Below are 23,591 nucleotides of genomic sequence, written 5' to 3' on the forward strand. Positions count from 1 at the left end.
CATTTGTGCACGCGATCCCCTGTGGCGAGGGGATTTATCCCCGATGGGCTGCGAAGCGGCCCCACACCTGACGACTCGGTACGAGAGATGTATTGATTTCAGCTTGTCAGGGTCGCTTCGCAACCCAACGGGGATAAATCCCCTCGCCACAAGTGCCGATTGCGCTAAATTACCTGGCATTGGATTTTGAACCTGCCCTCATGAGTTCCCATGCTGCCAACCCCGCCCCTCTGGAAAACCTACCTGCTGTTCCTGGCCCCCATGGTCCTGTCCAACTTCCTGCAATCGATGTCCGGCACGTTCAACAGCATCTACATCGGCCAGATGCTGGGCACCCAGTCCCTGGCGGCGGTGTCGGGGATGTTCCCCATCGTGTTTTTCTTCATTGCGCTGGTGATTGGCCTGGGTGCGGGGGCAGGGGTGCTGATCGGGCAGGCCTATGGCGCCGGCGAAACCGGAACGGTCAAGGCGGTGGCCGGTTCGACGTTGCTGCTGGGGGCGATCATCGGCTTGGCGGCGGCGGTGCTCGGCAGTGTTTTCGCGCGTCAGGCGTTGCAGGGGTTGGGGACCCCGGCGGATGTGCTGGACGAGGCCGTTTCGTATGCCCGAGTGATGATGTGGCTGTTGCCGATGCTGCTGGTGTTCGTGCTGTTCACCCAATTGCTGCGTGGCGTGAGCGATACGCTGTCGCCGCTGTTGGCGTTGCTGGTGTCCACTGGCGTCGGCCTGCTGTTGACCCCGGCGTTGATCCGCGGTTGGCTGGGGTTGCCACAGATGGGCATCCAGAGCGCGGCGTTGGCGGGGCTGGTGGGTACGACATCGGCCATGGTCATGCTGGCCTGGCGCCTGAACCGCCGTGAGCACCCTTTGGCGCCGGATCGCGCGTTGTTCGCGGCAATGCGCCTGGACCGCGAGATCCTCGGCAAAGTGTTGGGCATCGGTTTGCCCACCGGGTTGCAGATGGTGGTGATCTCGGTGTCGGAGCTGGTGATCCTGGCGCTGGTCAATCGCCACGGTTCCCAGGCCACGGCGGCGTATGGCGCGGTGACGCAGATCGTCAATTACGTGCAGTTCCCGGCGCTGTCGATCGCCATCACCGCGACGATCCTGGGCGCCCAGGCCATCGGCGCCGGTCGGCTGGAGCGGCTTGGGCCGATCCTGCGCACGGGGCTGCTGATCAACGTCTGGCTCACCGGCGGGCTGGTGGTGCTGGGGTATCTGTTGTCCCATTGGCTGCTGGGGTTGTTCATCACCGATCCGGCGGCGCGGGTCCAGGCCGAACACCTGTTGCACATCATGCTCTGGAGTTTGCTGGTGTTCGGCTTCCAGGCGGTGGTCGGCGGCATCATGCGCGCCAGCGGCACGGTGCTGGTGCCCGTGGCGATCTCGATCTTCTGCATCGTCGGGGTGGAGGTGCCGGTGGCTTACCTGCTGGACGCACACTTCGGCCTGCAAGGCGTATGGATGGCATTTCCGGTGGCTTACCTGAGCATGCTGTTGCTGCAAACGGTGTACTACAAGCGGGTCTGGCAGCATCAGCGAATCGAGCGGCTGGTATAGCCCAGGCAACCCAAGGCCCCCCACAAGGGCGGCGCTTTTTTGCAGTTTGATAACCCAAGGATTCCCATGTCTGTACAGCACTCATCCACGGCCTATCGCGCATTCCTTTTCGACATGGATGGCACGCTGCTCAATTCCATTGCCGCCGCCGAGCGGATCTGGACCCGCTGGGCCCAACGTCACGGTGTGGACGTGGTCACGTTCCTGCCGACGATCCATGGGGTGCGCGCCATCGACACCATCGCCCGCCAGCACCTGCCGGGCGTGGACGCGGCGGCCGAGGCCGAGCAGATCACCCGGGAGGAAATCGAGGACGTCGAGGGCGTGGTGCCCGTGCCCGGTGCGCTGGCGTTCCTGCAAAGCCTGCCGCCGGCGCAATGGGCAATCGTCACTTCGGCGCCCATGGCCTTGGCCTTGCGCCGCATGGAAGCGGCCGGGATACCGCGCCCGGCAGTGATGGTCACCGCCGAAGACGTAAGCGATGGCAAGCCCGACCCCACCTGCTACCGACTGGCCGCAGAACGGCTCCAGGTGAAGCCAGGGGAGTGCCTGGTGTTCGAGGACGCCGAGGCCGGCATTCGCGCGGGCGAGGCGGCGGGAGCGGACATGATGGTGGTGACGGCGACCCATACGCACCCGATGGACACTGTCCACGGGCAGATCCGCGACTATCGCGGGCTGGGCGTTCGCCTGGAGGACAACGGATCGATGCGCCTGAGCACCACCCCATAACCCACAGAGGCAGGATCATCGTTCCCATTGTTCGAGCAGGATCGAGACGAATTTTTCCGCCGCCGGTGACAGCGATGCTCCCCGTCTATACACCAGCCCCAGCGACCGGTTCACCACCGGTTCGATCAGCGGGACACTGACCAGCGTGGGGTGATCCTCGGCCGGCATCGCCAGGCTCGGCATGGCCGAGACGCCGAGCCCGGCCTCCACCAGCCCCAGCGATGTCGACAGGTGCTGGACCTCATAGAACCACTGCGGGCGCCAGCTCAAGCCCGACAGCGCGTGGTCCAGCAGCATCCGGTTGCCGCTGAGGCGACCGACGCCGATAAGGCGGTAATGACTCAGTTCCGACCAGGTCACCGCGCTGCGCTTGGCCAATTCATGATCGCGGCGGCACGCCAGGACAAAGGGCTCGTTGACCAATGGCACGAACTCTATGTCGGGGTGTTGGCCGCTCATCATGTTGATGCCGAAATCGGCTTCGCCCCGCAGGACCGCCTCCAGCCCTTCGTTGGCGCTGAGATCCAGCAGGCGGATGCGGATCTGCGGATAGCGTTCGTTGTAGAGACGGATGACCGAGGGCAGGAAGTAGAAGGCCGCGGTCGGGATGCAGGCGAGGGTAACCCGGCCACTCTGCCGCTCGGCGAGTTCGCGGATGTTGAGGATCGAGTCGTCGAAATCATCCAGCAGGCGCCGGGCCTTGGGCAAAAAGTCCCGGCCGACGCTGGTGAGGCTGACCCGTCTTGTGGTGCGGTCGAGCAGGGCGGTGCCCAATCCTTCTTCGAGTTTTTTCATCCGGCGGCTTAACGCCGGCTGGGACAGGTGCAACGCATCGGCGGCTTCATGAAAGCTTCCCAGTTCGGCGATTTTTACGAAAGAACGAATGTCGTTGAGTTCATATTGCATCGTTTTGTCCCGCTGAAAAGACTTGTTCGCGCGTGGGAGAATTGCCAGTAGTCATGCATGAAATGAAATAATGGCGCTGATATTTGCATTGGAAACAATTTTTAAAGGCTGCGACTCTTGCAATCAAGACATCAATTGCTCCGATTGATCAACAAGAGTCTGTGTTATGCAACGAATTCCCTGTGTGCTGATGCGCGGTGGTACCTCCAAGGGCCCGGTGTTCCTTGCCTGGGATCTGCCCGTGGCAATCGAAGAGCGTGACGAGCTGCTGCTCAATCTGATGGGCTCCGGCCACGAGCTGGAGATCGACGGTATCGGCGGTGGCAGCCCGCAAACCAGCAAGGTCGCCATCGTCAGCCCCTCGCTTCACCCTGACGCCGATGTCGATTACCTGTTTGTCCAGGTGATGGTCTCCCAGCGGCGGGTCGACACGGCGCCCAACTGCGGCAACATGCTGTGCGCCGTCGGCCCTTTTGCTGTGGAGCAGGGGTTGGTGAAGGCGTCTCAGGAGCGTACCCAGGTGCGCATTCGCAACCTCAACACCGGCACGTTCGTGAACGCCGAAGTGCTGACCCCCGGCGGGAAAGTCAGCTACGAAGGCGACACCGCCATCGACGGCGTCCCTGGCACGGCCGCGCCGGTGCAACTGACGTTCCTCGATGCGGCGGGCAGCAAGACCGGTAAGTTGTTCCCGACTGGGAACAAACAGGACGTGATCGACGGTATCCCCGTGACCTGCATCGACATGGCCATGCCGATGATGATTGTCGAAGCGGGCCAATTGGGTAAGCGCGGCGACGAAAGCCCGGCTGAGCTGGATGCCGACAAGGAGTTCCTGCGCCGCCTGGAGTCCCTGCGCCTGCAAGCGGGTCTGGCGATGGGTCTGGGTGATGTCAGTGACAAGGTCATCCCCAAGCCGGTGCTGGTCTCGCCGGCCAAGGCGGGCGGCACCGTCCAGGTGCGCTACTTCATGCCACACAACTGCCATCGGGCGCTGGCGATCACGGGCTCCATTGGCCTGGCCACCGCTTGCGTCACCGAGGGCAGCGTGGTTGCGCAGTTGCTCGGCGAGGCCCGCGAGCCGCGCTTGAAGCACGTGCGCATTGAACACCCCAGTGGCGGTATCGACGTTGTATTGTCCTACACCGGCGCCCGGGGTGAGACGATTCGTGCCTCGGTGGTGCGGACGTCACGCAGGCTGTTTTCCGGTTATGTCTACGCCACGGCGCCTCAACGACTCGTCGGATAGCTTCCCCGATCGTTGCCGTTTCCTGCATCAGCACAATTCTAAAAATGGGTGATGCCATGAAAGTTGTAAAATCGCTCTACTTCCAGATTCTGCTCGCCGTGCTGTTGGGTGTGCTGGTCGGACATTTCTGGTCGCAGCAGGCGATCGCCCTGAAGCCGCTGGGGGATGCCTTCATCAAGTTGATCAAGATGATGATCGCGCCCGTGGTGTTCTGCACGATCGTCACCGGCATCGCCGGCATGAGCGATAAACGCTCCCTGGGTCGCTTGTTGAGCAAGACCATGCTGCTGTTCCTGGGTCTGACCGTGATCAGCCTGATCATCGGCCTGGTGGCGGTGTACCTGTTCAAGCCCGGCGTGGGCATGAACATCGACCCGACCCAACTGAGCACCAAGGGTCTGTCGCAGTACACCGATTCCGCTGCGAAGCTGGGCGTCGTCGAGTTTTTCATGCACATCATTCCCGACACGTTCCTCGGCGCCTTCAACAAGGGTGAAGTGCTGCCGGTGCTGTTCATCGCGGTGCTCTCGGGTTTTGCCTTGTCGGCCATCGGCGAGCGCGGCAAGCCGGTACTGGACGTGCTGGAATCCGCCTCGCACATGGTGTTCAAGATTTTTTCCTACCTGATGCGCTTCGCCCCGATAGGTGCCTTCGGCGCGCTGGCGTTCACCGTTGGCCAATACGGCATCACCTCGCTGGGTTCCCTGGCCAAGCTGATCATGACGCTGTACATCGCCTGTGCGTTCTTCGTCATCGTGGTGCTGGGGGGCATCTGCCGCGCCCACGGGTTCAGTCTCTGGAAACTGCTGCGCTACTTGCGCGAAGAATTCCTGGTGGTGCTCGGGACATCTTCCACCGAACCGGTCATGCCGCGGATGCTGGAAAAACTGCAGGCGCTGGGGTGCAAGAAAGGCGTGGTGGGCCTGGTGCTGCCAACCGGGTACTCGTTCAACCTCGACGGCACGGCGATTTACCTGTCCCTGGCGGCGGTGTTCATTGCCCAGGCCTGCAACATCGACCTCACGCTCGGGCAGACCGTGACGATGCTCGCGATCATGCTGTTGTCCTCCAAGGGCGCGGCCGGCGTGACCGGTTCCGGTTTCGTCGCCCTGGCGTCGACCCTGACGGTGATCCACGACATTCCCTTGGCGGGCCTGGCCTTGCTGATCGGCATCGATCGCTTCATGTCGGAAGCCCGGGCCTTGACCAGCCTGGCCAGCAACGCGGTCGCCACGGTGGTCATCTCCATCAGCGAAAACGCCTGCGATCGCGACCGGTTGCTTAGCACGCTGGACGGTAAGCCGGGAGCCTCGGTCGGCCAGGTCCAGGCTCACACCTGGGAACAGCCGAAGGTCACCAAACCCGTCTAGCCGTTTCCGCTAGCCCTTTTCCCTGCCTCATAAAACTTCCGCCAGGCGCCGTTCATCGTGCCGCCTGGCGGGTTAGGGGCCGTGCGCCTTGGCGTCGGCCACGCTACTCATAAGAACAAGAGATCAAACCTATGCTCGCATTGCTTGGCTTGGCCATGGTGGTCGTCTTCACCGTTTTGATCATGACCAAACGGCTGTCACCGATTGTCGCCCTGACCGTGGTGCCCATCGTTTTCGCTGTCCTGGGTGGGTTTGGCGGCACCACCGGCAAGATGATGCTCGACGGCCTGAAAATGGTCGCTCCGTCGGCGGCGCTGCTGCTGTTCGCGATTCTGTTCTTCGGCCTGATGATCGACGCCGGCCTGTTCGATCCGCTGATCCGCAAGATCCTCAAGCGGGTCAACGGCGACCCGATGAAAATTGCCATCGGCACTGCGCTGCTTTCGCTGATGGTGGCCCTGGACGGCGATGGCACCACCACCTACATGATCACCTGCGCGGCCATGCTGCCGCTCTACAAGCGCATCGGCATGAACCCGATGATCCTGGCGACCATTGCCATGCTGTCGCTGAGCATCATGAGCGGCATGACGCCCTGGGGTGGGCCTGCCACCCGCGCGATCGCCGCGCTGGGCCTGGATGCCGGCGAATACTTCGTGCCCTTGCTGCCCACCATGATCGGCGGGGCGATGTGGGTGGTCTTCACCGCATTCCTGCTGGGGCGCGCCGAGCGCAAACGCATTGGCAATATCCAGTTGGAGAGCGGCGGCGGTAACTGCTACATCAAGGCGATCCTCGAAGACACCCCGCACAAGCGCCCGAAATTGGCCTACGTCAACCTGCTGCTGGTCATCGCGGTGATGGTGGCGTTGGTGATGGGGATCATGCATTCGGCGATCCTGTTCCTGATCGGCTTCGTGCTGACGCTGATGATCAACTACCCGCAGCTGGATATTCAGAAAGAACGCATCCTGGCCCATTCGGGCAATGCCATGACCGTGGTGCTGCTGGTGTTTGCGGCAGGCATCTTCGCCGGCATCTTCTCCGGCACCAAGATGGTCGATTCCCTGGCACAAACCCTGGTCGACTGGATCCCACCGTCCTGGGGCCACCTGTTCCCGCTGGTGGTGGCAATTACCAGCATGCCGTTGACCTTTGTGCTGTCCAACGACGCCTATTACTTCGGTGTGGTGCCGATCCTGGCGAATGCGGCGGCGGCCTATGGCATCGATCCGGTGGAAATCGCCCGGGCCTCGATCCTCGGTCAACCGGTGCACCTGATGAGCCCGCTGGTGGCGTCGACCCTGTTGTTGGTCGGTATGGTCGACCGCGACATCGGCGACTTCCAGAAAGCCACCGTCAAGTGGGCCGTGCTGACCTCGCTGGTCATTACCGCGCTGGCCCTGCTGACCGGAGCGATCAGCCTCTTCACCTGATTCACCCAACCCGCTGTTTTTCCTACGCGCCTGCCCGGTCAGGCGCGTGCTGTCCTGCACCCCAAATAACAACAATGAGTAGTGAGCCATGAGCACTTTGCATACCCAACGGGCGCTGTTTTCCCTTCTTGGCCTGTTGCCGCTGGCGAGCGCCAGCGCCGAAGGACTGATCGATGACAGCAAGCTCAAGCTGCAATTGCGCAACGTCTATTTCAATGAGAATTTCCGCGACGAGCATGGCATGAGCGCGCGCGCGGCGAGGACGGCAAAAAGCGAGCGAACCGAATGGGCCCAGGGGTTTTTGCTGGACTACCAGTCAGGGTTCACCCCCGGCACCCTCGGGGTGGGTGTTGATGCTTTGGGGATGCTCGGGGTCAAGCTGGATTCCGGTCGCGGCCGCAGCGGCACCGGGTTGCTGCCCGTCCATGATGACGGACGCGCAGCTGACGAATTCGCCAGCCTCGGCCTGACAGCCAAAGCGCGCCTGGCCAAGACCACCGTCAAGTACGGCACTTTGTTGCCGAAGACGCCAGTGTTGATCTACAACGATGCGCGCCTGTTACCGCAGACGTACCGAGGCACCCAGGTCAGCAGCGTCGACATCCAGGACCTGACGCTCACCGGCGGCTACCTGGATCGATTCAAGTTGCGTGATTCCAGCGACAGCATGCCGATCGTCCCCGACGGCTATAGCGGCGACAAATCGGGCGACTTCAGCTACGCCGGCGCCGAATACAAGCTCGGGAAGAACGTTCGCCTGAGTTACTTCTACGGTGAGCTGGAGAACTTCTACCGACAGCACTTCGCCGGGATCCAGCACGACCTGCCCTTGGGGCGCGGTGTGCTGACCAGCGACCTGCGCTATTTCAACAGTGTCGACAGCGGTTCTGCCTACGGCGGCAAGATCGACAACACGATGCTGAGCGGGCAATTGTCCTATGCGATCGCAGGCCATACCGTGGGCGGCGGCTACCAGGTGCTCAATGGCGATGCCGGCCTGCCGTACATCAGCGGTGCCACGGTCTATTCGTTCAGCAACGCAGGCATCGGGAAGTTCATCGAAGAGGATGAAAAGACCTGGATGCTCAACTACGGCTACAACTTCGCCGCCCTTGGCGTCCCTGGCCTGACCTTTTCGACACGCTACCTGAGTGGCAACGACGGCCAGTCCGACACGGCGATCAAAGAGTGGGAACGAGACGCCGAACTGGCTTATGTCGTGCAACAAGGTACGTTCAAAGGCCTGGGCGTGCGGTTGCGCAATTACGTCTACCGCGCCGACTACGCCCGTGGACGAGACAGCAATCGGATCTACTTCACCTACGACATTGCGCTCTGGTGAGTAGGGGGCGGCCCGCGCTGCCGGCGGGCCGTGATTGCGCTGTCATTCGGGCTCCCGCAACGCCCCTCGGATAAGCGAAGCGAATGCTTGCGTCACGTCATCCTTGTCATGCCGTCCTCGTACCAGGGCCCCCGCCAGCGCTTCGCCCGCGCCGACCAGCCCGGTGCAGCGACGCTCCAGCTCAACGGCTGACAGCGCGGCGTGGGGCTTGAGCACGCTCGTGAACATCTGCACGCAGTTATCCAGCAGCTCCTGGAAAACCGCTGCCTTTTCGTCGCTGCCTGCCAGCGCCGCGCCCACGGCATAGAATTCGTCAGTGTTGTCAGCTGCACACTGGATGTAGGCACTGGCCAGCAGTTGGGCGGTGTCTTCCAGCGTCCGGGTGGAACCGGCCATGGCGTCACGGAATGCATTGACCCGTTCGGTATCGATCCATTTATAGAGTTCGATTAGCAGGAGCGAACGGGTACTGAAATGATCGTAGACCACCGGTTTCGACACCCCCGCACGCACCGCCAGATGCCCCAGGGTCAGGCGGTCGGCGCCTTCCTCGCGCACGATCAGTAAGGCGGTGTCCAGCAACTGTCGCCGTCGTTCGGCCTTCGAAAGCCGGCGGGTGGAAGACGTGGCCGGGGGCTCGATGTCTGTTTGCACTTCGTCGCTCCAGGTAAAAAAACCTACCAATGGTAGGTGGTGAGGTGTAAGGTCATGGCTGTTCGCCTACCAATGGTAGGTTTGGTTCCCAACGCTAGGAGAACATACCATGTCTATCGATCCTATTCTGTTTATGGGCGGCTCTGGCGCCATCGGCCATCATTCTGCCCAAGCACTGCGCGCGGCCCATCCCGGCGTACCGCTGCTGATCGGAGGGCGCGACCTGGGCAGGGCCCAGCGGGCCGCAGAGCAGATCGGCGGGGCCCAGGGCGTGCTGATCGACGCTGCTGCGGATGACCTGGGACTCGGCGATCGTCCCGTGAGCGCGGTCGTGGTGTTCTACATGGATCATGCCCTTGCGGGGTTGCGCTTCGCCCAGCAACGGGGTGTGCCGCACCTGAGCATATCGTCCGGCATCTTCGAGATCGCCCCGGAAATAGCCACCTACATGCACAGGCCTGATGCCGCGCCCATCGTCCTCGGATACGAGTGGATGGCCGGCGCCACGACAGTGTCGACCTTGAGTGTCGCCAAGGGGTTCAGCCGCGTACGCGACATCAGGATCAGCGCGTTGATCGATGAGCAGGACACTGGCGGCCCGACGGTGGCAACCGACTTCGAACACTTGAACAGGATGCTGCCAGCCGCGCTGACACGGCGCGAAGGGGTGTACGTCTGGCGTGAAGGCGAAAAGGCCAAGGCGCGTTTTCAAGCGGTGGACGGCAGGGCGATCGACGGCAGCGGTTTTTCATCCATCGACGTCGTCGGTCTGGCGGCTGCCACGGGCGCAGCCGATGTGCAATTCAACATGGCCATCGGCACGAGTTCGACCCGGCACCAGGGCGGTCCGATGTCGACCGAAATCATCATCGAACTGGCGGGCGAGGATCAGCAGGGCAAGGCGCTGCGTACCCGGCAGGCGCTCGTGCACCCGGCGGGCACTGCACCGCTGACCGGCCTCAGCGTGGCCTTGCTCCTGGAACGGCTGTTGGGGCTCGATGGGCAACCACCCACTGCGCCCGGCCTCTATTTCCCTTATCAACTGCTGGACGCCGTGACGTACCGGCAGCGCCTGGAGAAGGAGGGCGCAACGCTGCGAGAGTTGCCCTTGTAACGGCTGTCTGGGGACGGGGCAACCTGGAGACACCTTGAGGTCGCTTGCCGCCCCATGAAGCTGTCAGCGCTGCCTGATAGCGTGGGTTGGCGGCTAACGCTGCCCAGGGGCAATAGTACAGTTGGACTATTGCCGGACTGGGAGTGGTCTGGCCTGATGGAGCGCCCATCTCTCGACCTGAGGTCAGGACAAGGATATGGCAGCACGCCGGACATCGCCGATTTCGGCCAGGTGCCATTCGGGAGCGGCCAGCGCCTGGAACCCGTGCAAGGCTGGGTCTGGTCGCCGCATATCAGCACCGCACCAGACAAGGCATTCTCGGACCTGGAGTTGGCTGCTTGCACGCTGAACCCAACAAGGAAACGTTCTTGAAAAACTCACCCGCCAAACAATCTGATCTGGATGCTGCTCACTCCAAGCGTACCTCGACGGCATTGGTCTGCTTCGCCCTTGCCGTTTGCGGCGCGGGAATCCCTGGCCTCGTCATGGCTGATGCGACAGCGACGTCGACTGATTCATCTTCGGCCGCGTGTGTGAACGAAGCAGACTTTCGTGCCGGTACGGTGGTGGAGTCTGAAAGCCGTGACAACCTGTCGCCCGCGCTCAGCCGCAGCAAGACCGAGACGCTGGGGCCGCAAGCGTTTGCCGGGGTCACGCCGGTGGCTTCCTCACACACGTCATACCTGAACGGCGCGCCGTTCTTCTTGACGACGACATTTGCCGAAGTCAGGGACGGCCAGCTGATTCGCTATGGCGATCGGCATGGCGCGGGCGCCTCGCTGGTGACCACCACCTACCATCCCGCAGCCGCCGTGCCGATTGATCTGCAACCCGGGCAGACGGTCGACGTTCGCTACAAGAGCCAGGCAGTCAGTGCCGGCGCGACGGTTGAGTATGACGTCACGGAGCAACTGACCTACAGCGGCCGTGAGACCCTCACCACGGCACTCGGCACGTTCAACACCTGCAAGTTCACCAATCGGATTTCGGTGGGCTCGGCGGCGGGAGCACAACCCGCGCCGGTCGTCGTCCATAACTGGTTTCCTGCCGAGGGGCCTTATCGAGGACAATCGATCAGGGCTGTCACGCCCGCGGCCAATGGCGTGCCGGAGCGGATCACTGAAGTTGTAAAGATGCAGTATCGAGCGCAATGACTTTGGCTTGCCCCAAGGCTGAATTATCTAACGCTCACTTCACTGGATTAACAACGCTATTCGCCTCGATCGGGTGTTGTGAACTGAACAACAACCGGTAAAAGGAATGCCCCCGGTCTGCGCAATGATAGGGCAATAATGCGAGCGGATAATCAATTGCCTGGACGGCATGATGGCACTTTAAGTTCATGTCGTTTCACTAATTGAAAGCCTGACTAGTACAAGTGTGCTAGTTCAGGTGTTCTATATCTTAAGTCACAAGACTCGGACATCATCGGATCGTTTTTCTATTCGAATGGATGTCGTGTGTTGTGTGATATGAATTGCCGAATCATCGTGGCAGATGAGCATCCGCTGTTTCGCGAAGGCCTGATGGTATTGCTTGAACGTTTGATACCCGCTGCAATGATCGAGCAAGCAGGTAATCTGGAAGAAGTACGAGCGTTGATCGCGCAAGGGCGCCCCGTCGATACATTAATTCTTGAAATTCGTCTTCCCGGATTAAACGCCATTAGTGAGTTGGCTCAACTGCGTCAGGAGTTGAGGCATGTCAAGTTAATAGTGGTGTCGACCATTGATGACGGTGATGTCGTTGGCCAAGTCATGGATGCCGGCGTAGATGGTTTTGTTGGCAAGAGCCTCTCTTCGGAAGAAGTGGGCAAGGCCATTGTCGACATCCTGGAAGGCAAAGTGTTGGTCAAGTACGAGTCCTCCAGCCTGCTGCCCCTGGATGTGAACGATGATATGAGCCGGCTGACCTCCCGGCAGAGGGAAGTCTGGCGGCTGATCGCCCAAGGCAAGACCAACAAGCAGATCGCCGCGCTGCTTGAAATCTCGCCTTTCACGGTGCGAATCCACGTTTCGTCCCTTATCCGTGCGTTGAACGTTCCCAACCGGGCGGTGGCCGCCGCCCGTTATGCCGGGCGCCAGACGCAGGACGCTTCGCCTTAGCCGAGGGGTAGGCCTTGAGTCGTCTTTGGCGCCCACAAGCCCGGGGACGCCACCGGCCAGTTGACTAGGGGCGAATCGGAATCCCGTCCTGGCGATCCATGAGCTTGACCAGTTCGAGCAAGACACCGCGCAGCTCCGGCGGGCGCACGGGCTTGGCCATCACCGAGATGTTCAGGTTGTGCAGCGACTGGCGTATCCGCTCGATCTCATGCCCGGTGATGACCAGCGCCGGGACTTCCCAGCCGCGCTGCTCGCGTATGGCGGCGATGCATTCTGAGCCGGAGATTTTCGTCCCGAGGTCAAAGTCGGCAATGATGATGTCGCAGTCACTGGTCAGCCCCTCGCCATCGCTGTGGCTTTCCACCTGGCAGCCCCATTTCTCCAGCAGCGCCGAGGTCGCCATCAGGACGTTGGCGTCATCCTCCACCAGGCAGACCCGCAATCCATTCAGGCGCTCATGGAAGGGGGCCGCCCTGGGTGTGTTCGGGGTCTTGGGCGTGGCGGGCTCCAGGCCGCCGATGGTCACCCTGGTGCCTTGTCCCACCCGGGAACGGATGTGGATGTCGACATCGAGCAATTGGCTGATCCGCTTGACGATGGACAGGCCCAGGCCGAGGCCTTCGACGTCCTTGTCGCGGACATGGCGCACGCGATAGAACTCGTCGAACACGTGGGCCAGGTGTTCGTTGGCGATGCCGCGCCCCTTGTCGTAGATGACCACCGCCAGGCGGCTGGCCTGGCGTCGCACGCCGATCAATACGGGCTGGCCGGGGGCATATTTGAGGGCGTTGGACAAGACGTTCTGGACCATCGTCGTGAGCAGCCCGGGATTCACCGCGACCCAGTAAGGGCAGGGGCGCAACCGCAACTCGACGCCCGCCCAGCGTGCGGCTTCGGTGTTCTGCTTGACGACATCCTGCAACAACGCTCCCAGGTGGACGGTGTCCGCCTGGGGCACCAACTTGCCGTGATCCAGGGTGTAGATGTCCAGGATCGAACGAAACAGCTGCGACACGGTATGCAATGAGCGGTCGATGTTATCGACCAGGCGCAGCTCTTCCAGCCCCAGTTTGGCGTCGCGCAGGCAGGCGGTGAACAGGCCGATCGAGTGGATCGGCTGGCGCAGGTCATGGCTGGCCTGGGCCAGGAATCGGGATTTTTCCTGGTTGGCTGTGATCGCTTCCTCCGAGGCGATGCGCGTGCGCTTGAGCAGGATGTGCGCATAGGCGGGTACCACGATGGTGGTCACGATCAACATCAGGAACATGTACGGCTGGGTGCGCCAGAAGGCGTTGAGCCAGAAAATCAACACCAGGGTCAACAGCGCGATGGCCGTGGCGAGCGCCAGGTAGCGGGAGCCGAAGCGCATGCCGTTGCCCAGGGTCACCCAGAGCAGTGCCGCATAGATAGGCAAGGCGCCTTCGCCGCCCAGCACCATGGCGAAGGCGATGCCGGCGTAATCGTGCAGCATCGTGAAAAGGCGCCGCCAGAAGAAGTGCCCCGGCCAGCGCTTGATGATCATGCGCAGGAAGATCGAGACGACGAAGAACGTCGAGATGTAGATGATGATGGGGATGTAGCGCGCATTCCCTCCGCCATCCAGTCCCTCCAGGACGACGATGTACAACCAGGCGCAGGCACTGACGACCAGGCGGAGCGTGGCTTGGTCGAGTTCGCTGTTTTTTTCCATTGGCCTTGATCCCCTCATGAACATCGACAGGTGCGTTCGGCAATGCTCGGCATTATGGTTTAGCCATGGTCGATGCAGGTAGGCGCACGGGGCCGCGGATGGACAGCCGGCGTCATGACCCGGACTGGTCGGGGGAGGCTGGCCAGTGGTTCGGCTGCCAGATGTGCGGTTGGAGACGGCAGGTTCGCCGTCCCCAACGTTCGATGAGGGTGCTGACGGATACCGGTCGTTCGGGGTCGGGGCCCGAACAGATCACTCCTTAATAGACCCGGTAGTACTTCACGACATCGTCGATGAAGTAGATGATCAAGGTCGAACCTTGGCTTTGGCTCTGTGGCTTCTTGTTGCCGGTCACGCTGGTGACATCATTGGCCACGCCTTGGGCTTTCGAGAGCTGCGCCGAGGTGTCGTACATTTTCAAGCTGGTTTCGGTGGAAACGTATTTATGGGCCAGCTTCATGTACTTATCCAGACCCTCTTCGCTCTTTTCGTATGTCCAGTTCGACTCGTTGCTGGTACTGGTCGAGTTGAGCTCTTCACTGCTCGGAGCGCCAAACATTTGATTGATCTGATTTTTTGTTGTCTTGCCCGGCGTGATTTTTTGCTTGAGGTAAGCAATGTCATATTTATTAGCGCCCGAGTTCAAGGAGTTCATCGAACTCATCAAGTCACCGGTGTTGGCGCAACCGTGGAGGGCGCCGACCAACACGCACAGGGCTATTCCGTTCTTTAATGTTTTTCCATACGTGAGGGACATAATACTTACCTTAGTGATTACCAGCCTTTCCATTTGAACCGGGTAGGCGTTCAAGTTACGCCAGGCGTGCGAACCTGGCATCGATTGTGATTAATCGAATTTGCCCGACCTAACGTTTTAATCGCGCAGCACCGCGCGCCACGATCATCAGTGCGTTGATTGGTTTTTATACGCGGTTGACTGTTTGGCAGCGCGTTGCGGAGCCTTTACAGCTTAGGGGGGGAGATAGGCCTGGCGCCATAGTACAAGTGTGCTATGGAACGAGGCAGGGGGAGGGAAAACAATATCCTGGCCAGGCGTCTTTCACGCTTGAAGTTGCATGGCCATTAAAGTGCTAGTTATCAGGTTGTTGTGTGAGTAATCCCGTATGCATGGAGCGTGAGTATGCTGGCGATCAAAGACAAAGCGTGTTGGCGTCGCACCGGTATCTTCGTCTTGCCGCGGGGCTGCTGTCCGTGGGACAACCCTCAAGCGAGACGGCCGATGGCGCGCGCCAGATTGGCCCGTGCCTGCTGCTCGAACGCATCGAAGTACGCCGCGTTGGTGTAGATGCGCTCGCGCGCCAGAAACCCTTCCAGGACCTGACGCCGCTTCCGGCGGTATAAAAACGAGGGCACATGGCGGTATTCGCGCCGCACTTGTTGGTCGTATTCCTCGAAGCGCTCGAACGGGGCGCCAAGGATCGCCAGGTCCGTGTCCACCAGCACCGCTTCGTCGACCGTCGCGGGGGCGCCGTCGTGTCGCGTCACCATGATCAGGTCATGAAGCCTGCGTCGGGTGGCTTCGTCCAGACCGCTATCGCGTGCCACCGTGTCCAGCCATTGCGCGCTGCGCAGTTCGTTGTCGTGGCGAAGAGGGTCGTAGATCGCGTCGTGGAACCACAAGGCGAGGTCGACCTCGGCAGGGGCCTGACAGGCCGCGTCCACGCAATCGCGCACTTGAAGGCATTCCTCCAGATGCTGGCAACTGTGGTACGCGCGGTGCGGTTCGCGGTAGTGGCGAATGAGCGCTTCGTGCGTCTGGCGCGACGCGCATTCGACTCCAAGCTGCGCCCAGACACGGGCCCAGGCGGCGAAACCCAAACGCTCGGACACGTCGGGCTCGGCGCTTGCCTGACCAGAAGTCGATGGCGGCTTCAATCCAGTGTCACCAGGGATTTTACGATGGAGATAATGCCGTCGATCTCAAAAGGCTTGGCGACGACACGGGCAAACAGATCGGCACGCTCCAACCCCAGGTGAGCCTGTGCACCGCTCATCAATATGATCGGTATGGCGGTGAGGTGCGCTCTGTTTTTAACGGACTCGGCAAACTCGATCCCGGTCATGGCCGGCATCATGAAGTCCGTGATGATCAAGTCCGGCCGTTCCCTTTCCAGGATTTCCAGTGCCTTGACCGCGCTACCCGCGGTAATCGCAGCAAATCCTTCGTCCTCAAGGGCAAAGCTGAGGATGTCGGCGATCAAGTACTCATCATCGATAATCAGGATCGTCTTCATTTTTCAACCACGCGCCAAGGCCACCCTCGAAACCTGGAGCGAAACACATGCGTTGATCGCCAGCTCGTTGCCACTCGCATTTTTCAGACCTTTCTGACGACGATTCCGGCATTGCCCATGACCACCTCAAGCAACGAGAGGTCATAGGGGTTATCCCTGATCTTGAGAATCGAGAGTTGCCGTTGAAGTTCAGTACCGTTGCGTCCGAACTGGATGAGTAACAGGTTATCCATCACGCTGGAAAGTTCGGGCACTGCCAGGACGAACTGATCACTGAACATGCGCTGGATTTCCCACGACGCGATGACCGTCACCCCGCGAGAGCGCAATTCGCCCAGCACGGCGGTGAAGACTTCGAGCACGCGTGTTTGATCGACGGCGACCCTGCCCATGGCCACCAGGCTGTCGAGGAACACACGCCTGATTCGCTTCTGCTCGACGAGGGCGAGCAGTTCGTACGCCACGCGGTCGATCAGGCCCGTCGAAGCGGAGTTCCACACCAGGTGCAATGCCCCGGTTTCTTCCATCCCGGCAAAATCGTGGCCGAGCGCCCTGGCCTTCATGCGCATGCGTTGCGGAGATTCGTGGAAGCCAAAATACAGGCCTGGTTCCTGGGGGGTGGAGCCGGCCAGGAATTGCGCGCCGACGGAGGTTTTGCCCGCACCGGACGGGCCCATGATCAGCGTGACCGACGACGTCATCAGCCCACCGCCGATCTGCGTGTCCAGCGATGGAATTCCGCTGCTGATCGTCTCCATGTGGTCGCTGTCCCTGAGGGCGGGGTGGGTCAGGACACTTTCGATGCGAGGGTAGATGGTGATGCCTTTCTCGGTGATCTCGAATTCGTGGGGACCGGTGATCGCGCCGCTGCCACGGGTCTTGCGCAGTTTTATCCGGCGAACGGATTTGCAGTCGATGATCTCTTCGCCCATTTCGATGACACCGTCGACCATGGTGTGTTCGGGGCTGCCGTCGTCGAGCTGGGAACTGGTGAGGAACAGTACGGTGCAGCCGGCAAAGGCTGCATGCCCTTGCAGCTCGGAGATGAACTGCTTGGTGTCCAATGGCGTTTCCGCTTTCGAGCGGGCGTTGAGCAAGCCATCGAGGATCAGCAGGCTGGATTTCTGCCGGCTGATTTCCCGGCGCAACAGCTTGACCACTTCGTCCAGCCCTTCGTTTTCCAGCGTATCGAACGCGCTGACGAACTGGATGTTTTGGTTGACCTCTTCCTTTTTGTAGAAGGTCAGCGTGGACAGGAACTGGAAGAGCCGGTCATGGGGTTCGGCCAGCAACGTGGCGAAAAGCACGCGGCCGCCATGGTCGATATGGTTGAAGCCGATCTGGTTTGCCAGGATGGTCTTGCCCGACCCTGGCCGCCCTTGAATGATGTAGGACGAGCCGGCGATGAGGCCTCCCTTCAACAGCGTATCGAGGCCATCAATCCCGCTCTCAAGGCGTTTAAGCTGTTTCAACTCTGGTCCCTCTGCGCTGATCTTCATCGAGATTCGGATGGTGCGCCGCTCATTCACGGCGCGTCTCGTATGCAAAGGTTGTAGTGTAACCCTGCCACACGGATTTACGGCTCAATGTTTATGGATATGCATGGAGACTGCCGGGACTGTGAAGAGTTCGCGGAAAGCGAGGGGAGGTTTCAACGTGCAGGTTCGGAAAAAACCACTCAGTGAGTGGCTTTTTTCAACACGTGCACCGCTGGGGTAACCGTCGGCATGACCAGTCCGAAGGCCGCCGCTGCACCGACGGCCTGTTGGCGGTTCACCGAGCCGAGCTTGCGTCGGGCGTTGAGCAGGTGGAAGTCGATGGTCCGTTCCGAACACGTCAGGATGTGGCTGATTTCCCAGGTGGTCTTGCCGGCGCTGGCCCAATACAGACAGTCCAGTTCCTTGGGCGTCAGGTCCTGGCGGGGAGGGGCCGGCCCGCGCAACTGATGGCTCATCCCGGCGAGCAGGTAGGGGATGAGCATGAACAGTTGGTAGACGGCGGGGTTGGAAAACGCGTCCGGCTCGGTGATGTCGGTGTCATCGAGGGCCACGCTCAATGTCCCCCTGAGCAGTTCGTAGCGCAGCGGAATGCTCAGGCCGCTGCGCAGGCCATAGAGCTCGCGCTGCTGCCAGAAGTGCCGGGAGCGCCCCCGGGCACGCCGGCGTTCGCGGTCCCAGAAAAACGGCACCAGCTCGCGTCGGCAATGCCTGAGTATCGGGTCGATGTCGATCAGCCCGTCGCCGCGATACTGGTCCAGCCAGCGTTTGGGAAAGGTGGTAATGAGGCCGGCGAGCGGGTCGGTGTCCCTCGGCGTCGCCGGGCCCAGGCTGATGAGGTAGCTGCTGAAGCCGAGTTGGCGCAGCACTTTGTTCAACTGGCGCTCCCAATCGCAACGGTGGGCATCCTTGGCGAGATTCATGAAGGCGGCCAGCGGTGCGGTACGCCCGGCCGGCGGCCGGGGGGAGTTGTGTTTGTCCATAAACGAGTCGCTCTTGTCATAGCGGGAATGAAACGGCTGCAGCACGGGAAGAAGGGGCGCGTGCCCCTTCGAGCGGATCACTGGCGCACGTAACACTTGATGAAGCTGCGGAACAGGTCCAGGCCGTTTTCGGTCAGGATGCTCTCCGGGTGGAACTGCACCCCTTCCACCGGCAGGTGACGATGGCGCACGCCCATGACATAGCCATCGTCCGTGGACCTGGACGTCACTTCCAGGCAATCGGGCAGTGGCTGGTCGCTGATCATCAACGAATGATAACGAGTGGCTTGTATGGCACGTGCATCGGTGTGGTCATAGACGCCCTTGCCGTCGTTCTCGATCGTGCTCACCTTGCCGTGCATCACGTGCGGGGCCCTGCACACCTGGGCGCCAAAGGCCAGGCCGATGGCCTGGTGGCCCAGGCAGACGCCCAGCAGCGGCAGGCGGCCCTGGAAGTGATTGATCACCTCTATGTAGCCGACATCGGCCGGATGCCCAGGGCCAGGGCCCAGCACGCAGAAATCCGGGGAGAACGCCTCGATGCGCTGGAGAAGGTCTGGCACGTCGTGACGCTCGACGCGGGTTTCCAGCCCCAATTGTTCCAGGTATTGGCTGATGATGAAGACGAAGCTGTCATAGGCGTCGATGAGGAATACTTTCACAGTCCGATCTCCTGTCCGGTTACCGCTCGGTAGACGGAACCCATTTTGTACAACGTTTCTTTCCATTCCATCTCGGGGACCGAGTCGGCGACCACGCCGGCGGAGGCCCGCAGGTGGTAGGTGCCTTCATCGAAGACCGTCGAGCGGATGCACAGGGCGGTGTTGACGCTGCCGTCGAAACCGACCAGGCCCAGGGCCCCGGCGTAGATGCCACGGCGGTTGCTTTCCATGCCCTCGATCAGTTCCATCGCCCGGACCTTGGGCGCGCCGGACATGGTGCCGGCGGGGAATGAGGCCTTGATCACGTCGTAGGCGTCGAGCCCTGGACGCAACAGGCCGCGGACGTTCGAGACCATGTGATAGAGGTGCGAATACTCTTCCACCAGCATGAACTCATCGACCTCCAGCGAGCCGGCCTGGCAGACGCGGCCGATGTCGTTGCGGCACAGGTCGATGAGCATCAGGTGCTCGGCGCGCTCCTTCTCCGAGCGCGTCAGCTCCAGGACCAGTTCGGTGGGGTCCACGCCGGGTTTCTTGCCGACGGTGCCGGCGATCGGGCGCATCTCGATCAGGTCGTCCCTGATCCGGACGAACAGCTCGGGGCTGGCGCCGATCAGGTCGATACCGCCCACATGGGCCAGGTACATGTAGGGCGACGGGTTGCGAAGCCTCAGGTTCTGGTACACCTCGAACGGCGTGACCTGCGAGCGAATGCGGATCTCATGGCCGAGCTGGATCTGGTAAACGTCACCGGCGCGGATGTGCTCCATCGCCACTTCGACGCGCTGGTGAAACTGCTCCGGGGACACCGTGCGGGTTTCCTCGAAGGTCGCTGGGTACGCCGGCAACTCCGGCGTTTGCGCGGGCTCGGCGGCGCTCAGAAAGGGGTAGTCTTGCACGGTGCGGGCCGCCCACAAGGGGTGGTTGTTGATCAGGGTTTCGACGATGCCGTTGCTGTGCAGATACACCAGGGTCTGGTAGACCGACAGGGCGATGAGCGGGTAGTCGTAGGTTTGCTCGGCCAGGTCGGGAAGCCGCTCGATCAGGCGAACGCAGTCGTAGGAAAAATAGCCGAAGAACGCCAGGCTGGAAGGAGCATTGGCCGCCGGCTGGAACGTCGCCTGGATGGCCCGCAGCAGGTTCCAAGCCGCCTCGCTGTCCGGCAGGTGGATCTTGTGTTCGTGATCGATCTGCACGCCGTCTTGTTGCAGGTGCTCGCGCAGGTGCTCGCAAAGCGCAGGGCAACCGCGCAATTGTGCCTGGCCTTCATCGATGCATACTTCGAAGAGCGGGTCGAGCCCGATGATCGTCGCGCGGCGGTCGCGGCTCGGGCCGGAGAGTGATTCAAGAATAAAGACAGACTCACGACCTCGTTGAGCCGCGGCACTTGCATATATACCCAATGCGTCCATGGGTCGACGTTCTTCACGGCGAGTTACTTTGACGTCAATTAATTTTCTGTTCACGGTTAATACCATTTTCGAGGTGCAGCGATTCAGGCACTCCATTAAAAGAGCGCCACGGAAATATAAAGTGCGTAAACACTTTAAATAGGAATGGACGAATATCCTGAATGTTCGGGACGAACGCTGTTTATGCCGCGCGCAATACCAGGCCGGCCACGGATTGCGGCCAGTCAACGTGCAGGGCACAAGGCGCGAACGCCTTCGAGTTCAAGGATGAAGAGTCAGGATGTTGCTGGCAGGCAGCAGACAGGCGCTGGTCTTCGCTGGATTAGCGACGCCAGATATTGCTTTTGAAGATGGCCAGAATGGCCCGGGAACAGCTGTCGGGGCAGCTGTGGGAGGAACTGATAGCAGAAAGGTGATAGTACATTTTAGACATCCCAGTCTTGGCTAGGCACTGCGGGAAATAAACGGCAGTGCGGCGAAATTACCAGTGCCCCCCTGGGCTGTCAACCGTAAACCGGGACGGATATTCATCTTTCATTCATTGCTTAATGTTGATCAGCGCAAACGCTGTCCCTGTCCATTATGTAAACGCGCGTGCTCATAACAAGAAACGCGTGTGCGCACAACTGTGTAATCGCTCAGCTGGGTATTTGTAACTTCAGTCACTAACGTAGCGGCCGTTGAGTTCCAGTAACCCATCAACCCTGAGCGGCTGACATGAAAGAGCATCTAGAGACATTCAAGAAACGGTACGATCCGATCCACCAGGCCTATTGGACCGACGTCCTCAGCGACGCCGCGCTGGCGGCATGGCACCAGGAACAGTTGCGGGAAGTGATCGGCCATGTGAAGCGTTCCTCGCCGTTTTACTCCAGGCACCTCGCCCAGGTCGACGAGCGTTCGCTGACTCTGGATGACCTTGCCAGCGTGCCTTTCACCACCAAGGATGACCTGCGCGAGGCCGGTTTCGACATCTTGTCCGGCCCCCTCGAAGACAGCATCTTCTACTACGAGACCACGGGCACCACCGGGCCTGCCACGCCATGCCCACGGGACCGCAAGGAAAGCTACGCGAGCAATCGCCAACTGGCCATGGCCTACCAGGCCGTGATCGAAAAGCATTTTCCGGGGGAGAAGACGGTCGTCGGCATCATGGGCCCGACCGAGGTCCATTCCTTCGGTGACACCCTGGGCGATGTCTGCACCCAGCTTGACCTGTGCAATGCCAAGATCTGGCCGCACTCGCCGGTGATCGGCTGGGCCAAGTCCCTGCAGTTGCTCAAGGACCTGCGCATCGGCGTGCTCGCATCTGCGCCGGGGTTGTTGCTGGCCATGGCGAAGGAAGCCGAGCGCCAGGGCTTCAATCCGCGCGAGGATTTCGCCTTGCGTGCCTTCATGATGAGCGGCGAACTGTGCACGCCGGCGTTGAAGAACAACCTCTACAGCCTGTGGGGCGCGCAGGCCTACAACAGCCTGTATGGCTCCCAGGAAGCGATGATCATCGCGGCCTGCAACGCCAACGACCAACTGGTTCCCCATCGCCTCAACTACATCATCGAAGTGCTCGACCCCAAGTCCGGGCAAAGCCTGGGCAGCACCGGCGATGGCGAGCTGTGCGTGACCATGTTGATTCCCGGCAGCAAGCCTTTGGTTCGCTACCGCACCGGAGACCTGGTCTCGATCCAGTCGCGGCCCGGCTACCCGCAATCGATGCGCCAGACCGTCAAGGTGGTCGGCCGGGTGAAGGACGCGGTGCAACTGAATGATCGTGCCTTCTCGGCCGCGCAGATCGAGCAGGCGCTGCTTGAAGGCGTCGAGCAGTGCCTTGGCTACCAGATCGTCCTCAGTCGCGCCAATGATCGCGATACCGTCATCGCCAAGCTGGAAATGTCGCGCTTCTTCGAGGGCGACCGGGGCCGCCTGGTGCTGCTGATCAAGGAACGCCTGCGCGAACGGCTGGGGGTCGAGGCCACGGTCATGGTGGTGAGCGACCTGGCCGATCACGTGAACCTCGGCAGTTGGTTCAGCTGGAAAGAAGCGCGCATCGTCGATCAGCGTCAAGGCCAGTGAGGTCAGCGATGAGCCTGTCTGTTCGCGTGATCGACCACGCCAATGAGCTGTTCGAGTCTGTCCGGCAACTGCGCAATCGTTACCTGGGGACCAACCCGGCCAGGGAGGATGACTTCGAGCGACGAGAGCAGTTGCGCGACGCCTTGTCCTATCACCTGGTCTACCTGGACAACGACGAAGTGGTTGGGACCCTGCGCGTCACGCCCCTGGGCCATGGCCTGAGTTTCGTCGAGCGGGCCGTCAACGTGCACGCCTATTTCCAGCAATCGACCGATGCCTTCGATGCCAATCGCCTGGTGCTGGATGAGCGCTATCGCGGGGGACGGCACCTGCGCCTGTTTCTCTTGCAAGCGGCCATCTGGCTGAGGGCCAACACCCATCTGCGGTTCATCTCGGCACTGTGCCGCGGCCCGTTGGCCGCGCTGTATGTCGGCCTGGGCGGGCGCGTGCTGGTGGATGACGTGACCTGGACCGGAGAGCAGGTCGAGCGGCGCTACAGCCTCGTGTACCTGGAACTCGAAAATGTTTACCACACCGTTAAAGGAGCCATTTGAA

The 23,591-nt window shown here is 61.1% G+C and carries 21 protein-coding genes; 11 read left to right on the forward strand and 10 right to left on the reverse strand.

Translation table 11 applies throughout. The features are described 5' to 3' along the window. Window positions 1-210: 210 nt before the first annotated feature. A complete protein-coding gene (locus V3H56_RS10660) occupies window positions 211-1,560 on the forward strand; it encodes an MATE family efflux transporter (protein WP_338474565.1) in 1,350 nt (449 codons plus the stop codon). Between the two features lie 66 nt (window positions 1,561-1,626). Further along, window positions 1,627-2,292: an HAD family hydrolase gene (locus V3H56_RS10665; protein WP_338474566.1), complete on the forward strand. Its 666-nt coding sequence runs from the start codon at window positions 1,627-1,629 to the stop codon at window positions 2,290-2,292. A gap of 15 nt (window positions 2,293-2,307) precedes the next feature. On the opposite strand, the gene V3H56_RS10670 is transcribed toward V3H56_RS10665, so the two are convergent. Beyond that, the gene (locus V3H56_RS10670) at window positions 2,308-3,198 is read right to left on the reverse strand and encodes a LysR family transcriptional regulator (RefSeq protein ID WP_042732875.1); all 891 of its coding nucleotides are present in this window, start codon (window positions 3,196-3,198) and stop codon (window positions 2,308-2,310) included. A gap of 166 nt (window positions 3,199-3,364) precedes the next feature. On the opposite strand from V3H56_RS10670, the gene V3H56_RS10675 reads away from it, so the two are divergent. From V3H56_RS10675 to V3H56_RS10690, 4 genes are all read left to right on the forward strand, one after another. Further along, window positions 3,365-4,447: a 4-oxalomesaconate tautomerase gene (locus V3H56_RS10675; RefSeq protein WP_123578827.1), complete on the forward strand. Its 1,083-nt coding sequence runs from the start codon at window positions 3,365-3,367 to the stop codon at window positions 4,445-4,447. 44 nt (window positions 4,448-4,491) lie between these two features. Next, on the forward strand, window positions 4,492-5,817 hold the full coding sequence (dctA, locus tag V3H56_RS10680) for a C4-dicarboxylate transporter DctA (protein WP_053146963.1): 1,326 nt from the start codon (window positions 4,492-4,494) through the stop codon (window positions 5,815-5,817). 131 nt (window positions 5,818-5,948) lie between these two features. Beyond that, on the forward strand, window positions 5,949-7,253 hold the full coding sequence (locus tag V3H56_RS10685) for a citrate:proton symporter (RefSeq protein WP_338474567.1): 1,305 nt from the start codon (window positions 5,949-5,951) through the stop codon (window positions 7,251-7,253). An 88-nt stretch (window positions 7,254-7,341) separates the two neighbouring features. Next, window positions 7,342-8,595 (forward strand): OprD family porin, encoded by a 1,254-nt coding sequence (locus V3H56_RS10690; RefSeq protein WP_338474568.1) that lies wholly within the window; start codon window positions 7,342-7,344, stop codon window positions 8,593-8,595. Window positions 8,596-8,637: 42 nt separating this feature from the next. Here the strand turns inward: V3H56_RS10690 and V3H56_RS10695 are convergent, their stop codons facing one another. Then, entirely contained in the window at window positions 8,638-9,249 is a 612-nt protein-coding gene (locus V3H56_RS10695) for a TetR/AcrR family transcriptional regulator (protein ID WP_338474569.1), read from the reverse strand. Window positions 9,250-9,358: 109 nt separating this feature from the next. Here V3H56_RS10695 and V3H56_RS10700 point away from each other — a divergent pair, with 109 nt between their 5' ends. The 3 genes from V3H56_RS10700 (at window position 9,359) to V3H56_RS10710 (ending at window position 12,468) form a co-directional block, all read left to right on the forward strand. Next, window positions 9,359-10,363, forward strand: coding sequence for an NAD(P)-dependent oxidoreductase (locus V3H56_RS10700; RefSeq protein ID WP_338474570.1), 1,005 nt, complete (start codon window positions 9,359-9,361; stop codon window positions 10,361-10,363). 338 nt (window positions 10,364-10,701) lie between these two features. After that, window positions 10,702-11,517, forward strand: coding sequence for a hypothetical protein (locus tag V3H56_RS10705; protein WP_234407958.1), 816 nt, complete (start codon window positions 10,702-10,704; stop codon window positions 11,515-11,517). 318 nt (window positions 11,518-11,835) lie between these two features. Next, the gene (locus V3H56_RS10710) at window positions 11,836-12,468 is read left to right on the forward strand and encodes a response regulator transcription factor (RefSeq protein WP_338474571.1); all 633 of its coding nucleotides are present in this window, start codon (window positions 11,836-11,838) and stop codon (window positions 12,466-12,468) included. A gap of 64 nt (window positions 12,469-12,532) precedes the next feature. On the opposite strand, the gene V3H56_RS10715 is transcribed toward V3H56_RS10710, so the two are convergent. The 8 genes from V3H56_RS10715 to V3H56_RS10750 all read right to left on the reverse strand — a co-directional run bounded on the left by V3H56_RS10715 (window position 12,533) and on the right by V3H56_RS10750 (window position 20,966). Continuing rightward, on the reverse strand, window positions 12,533-14,158 hold the full coding sequence (locus V3H56_RS10715; protein WP_338474572.1) for a hybrid sensor histidine kinase/response regulator: 1,626 nt from the start codon (window positions 14,156-14,158) through the stop codon (window positions 12,533-12,535). Between the two features lie 259 nt (window positions 14,159-14,417). Continuing rightward, window positions 14,418-14,915, reverse strand: a complete 498-nt coding sequence (locus V3H56_RS10720; protein ID WP_080922032.1) for a hypothetical protein — start codon at window positions 14,913-14,915, stop codon at window positions 14,418-14,420. A gap of 467 nt (window positions 14,916-15,382) precedes the next feature. Then, window positions 15,383-16,054 (reverse strand): hypothetical protein, encoded by a 672-nt coding sequence (locus V3H56_RS10725; RefSeq protein WP_123578832.1) that lies wholly within the window; start codon window positions 16,052-16,054, stop codon window positions 15,383-15,385. Then, entirely contained in the window at window positions 16,051-16,413 is a 363-nt protein-coding gene (locus V3H56_RS10730) for a response regulator (RefSeq protein WP_047735571.1), read from the reverse strand. Before V3H56_RS10730 ends, V3H56_RS10725 begins: the two co-directional genes overlap by 4 nt. A gap of 83 nt (window positions 16,414-16,496) precedes the next feature. Then, complete coding sequence (locus V3H56_RS10735) at window positions 16,497-17,912, reverse strand: ATPase domain-containing protein (protein WP_042728860.1); 1,416 nt, start codon at window positions 17,910-17,912, stop codon at window positions 16,497-16,499. Window positions 17,913-18,091: 179 nt separating this feature from the next. Further along, window positions 18,092-18,892 carry a LuxR family transcriptional regulator gene (locus tag V3H56_RS10740; protein ID WP_338474573.1) on the reverse strand — a complete coding sequence of 267 codons (801 nt, stop codon included), beginning with the start codon at window positions 18,890-18,892 and terminating at the stop codon, window positions 18,092-18,094. 77 nt (window positions 18,893-18,969) lie between these two features. Beyond that, a complete protein-coding gene (locus V3H56_RS10745; RefSeq protein ID WP_338474574.1) occupies window positions 18,970-19,554 on the reverse strand; it encodes an aminodeoxychorismate/anthranilate synthase component II in 585 nt (194 codons plus the stop codon). Further along, window positions 19,551-20,966, reverse strand: coding sequence for an anthranilate synthase component I family protein (locus V3H56_RS10750; protein ID WP_244868269.1), 1,416 nt, complete (start codon window positions 20,964-20,966; stop codon window positions 19,551-19,553). The genes V3H56_RS10745 and V3H56_RS10750 overlap by 4 nt, the downstream gene beginning before the upstream one ends. Before the next feature lie 717 nt (window positions 20,967-21,683). On the opposite strand from V3H56_RS10750, the gene V3H56_RS10755 reads away from it, so the two are divergent. Together V3H56_RS10755 and V3H56_RS10760 are read left to right on the forward strand one after the other, a co-directional pair. Then, a complete protein-coding gene (locus V3H56_RS10755; RefSeq protein ID WP_123578834.1) occupies window positions 21,684-23,036 on the forward strand; it encodes a phenylacetate--CoA ligase family protein in 1,353 nt (450 codons plus the stop codon). An 8-nt stretch (window positions 23,037-23,044) separates the two neighbouring features. Then, complete coding sequence (locus tag V3H56_RS10760; protein ID WP_042728855.1) at window positions 23,045-23,590, forward strand: hypothetical protein; 546 nt, start codon at window positions 23,045-23,047, stop codon at window positions 23,588-23,590. Window position 23,591: the final 1 nt, after the last annotated feature.

The organism is Pseudomonas sp. MS646, from assembly GCF_036693845.1.
Taxonomy (GTDB): Bacteria; Pseudomonadota; Gammaproteobacteria; order Pseudomonadales; family Pseudomonadaceae; genus Aquipseudomonas; species Aquipseudomonas chlororaphis_E.

Bases quoted from the DNA above. Each gene is read 5' to 3' on its own strand.
- V3H56_RS10660 (WP_338474565.1), top strand. From the start codon at position 211: ATGCTGCCAACCCCGCCCCTCTGGAAAACCTACCTGCTGTTCCTGGCC.
- V3H56_RS10665 (WP_338474566.1), top strand. From the start codon at position 1,627: ATGTCTGTACAGCACTCATCCACGGCCTATCGCGCATTCCTTTTCGAC.
- V3H56_RS10670 (WP_042732875.1), bottom strand. From the start codon at position 3,198: ATGCAATATGAACTCAACGACATTCGTTCTTTCGTAAAAATCGCCGAA.
- V3H56_RS10675 (WP_123578827.1), top strand. From the start codon at position 3,365: ATGCAACGAATTCCCTGTGTGCTGATGCGCGGTGGTACCTCCAAGGGC.
- dctA (WP_053146963.1), top strand. From the start codon at position 4,492: ATGGGTGATGCCATGAAAGTTGTAAAATCGCTCTACTTCCAGATTCTG.
- V3H56_RS10685 (WP_338474567.1), top strand. From the start codon at position 5,949: ATGCTCGCATTGCTTGGCTTGGCCATGGTGGTCGTCTTCACCGTTTTG.
- V3H56_RS10690 (WP_338474568.1), top strand. From the start codon at position 7,342: ATGAGCACTTTGCATACCCAACGGGCGCTGTTTTCCCTTCTTGGCCTG.
- V3H56_RS10700 (WP_338474570.1), top strand. From the start codon at position 9,359: ATGTCTATCGATCCTATTCTGTTTATGGGCGGCTCTGGCGCCATCGGC.
- V3H56_RS10710 (WP_338474571.1), top strand. From the start codon at position 11,836: ATGAATTGCCGAATCATCGTGGCAGATGAGCATCCGCTGTTTCGCGAA.
- V3H56_RS10715 (WP_338474572.1), bottom strand. From the start codon at position 14,158: ATGGAAAAAAACAGCGAACTCGACCAAGCCACGCTCCGCCTGGTCGTC.
- V3H56_RS10720 (WP_080922032.1), bottom strand. From the start codon at position 14,915: ATGTCCCTCACGTATGGAAAAACATTAAAGAACGGAATAGCCCTGTGC.
- V3H56_RS10730 (WP_047735571.1), bottom strand. From the start codon at position 16,413: ATGAAGACGATCCTGATTATCGATGATGAGTACTTGATCGCCGACATC.
- V3H56_RS10735 (WP_042728860.1), bottom strand. From the start codon at position 17,912: ATGAAGATCAGCGCAGAGGGACCAGAGTTGAAACAGCTTAAACGCCTT.
- V3H56_RS10740 (WP_338474573.1), bottom strand. From the start codon at position 18,892: ATGGACAAACACAACTCCCCCCGGCCGCCGGCCGGGCGTACCGCACCG.
- V3H56_RS10750 (WP_244868269.1), bottom strand. From the start codon at position 20,966: ATGGACGCATTGGGTATATATGCAAGTGCCGCGGCTCAACGAGGTCGT.
- V3H56_RS10755 (WP_123578834.1), top strand. From the start codon at position 21,684: ATGAAAGAGCATCTAGAGACATTCAAGAAACGGTACGATCCGATCCAC.
- V3H56_RS10760 (WP_042728855.1), top strand. From the start codon at position 23,045: ATGAGCCTGTCTGTTCGCGTGATCGACCACGCCAATGAGCTGTTCGAG.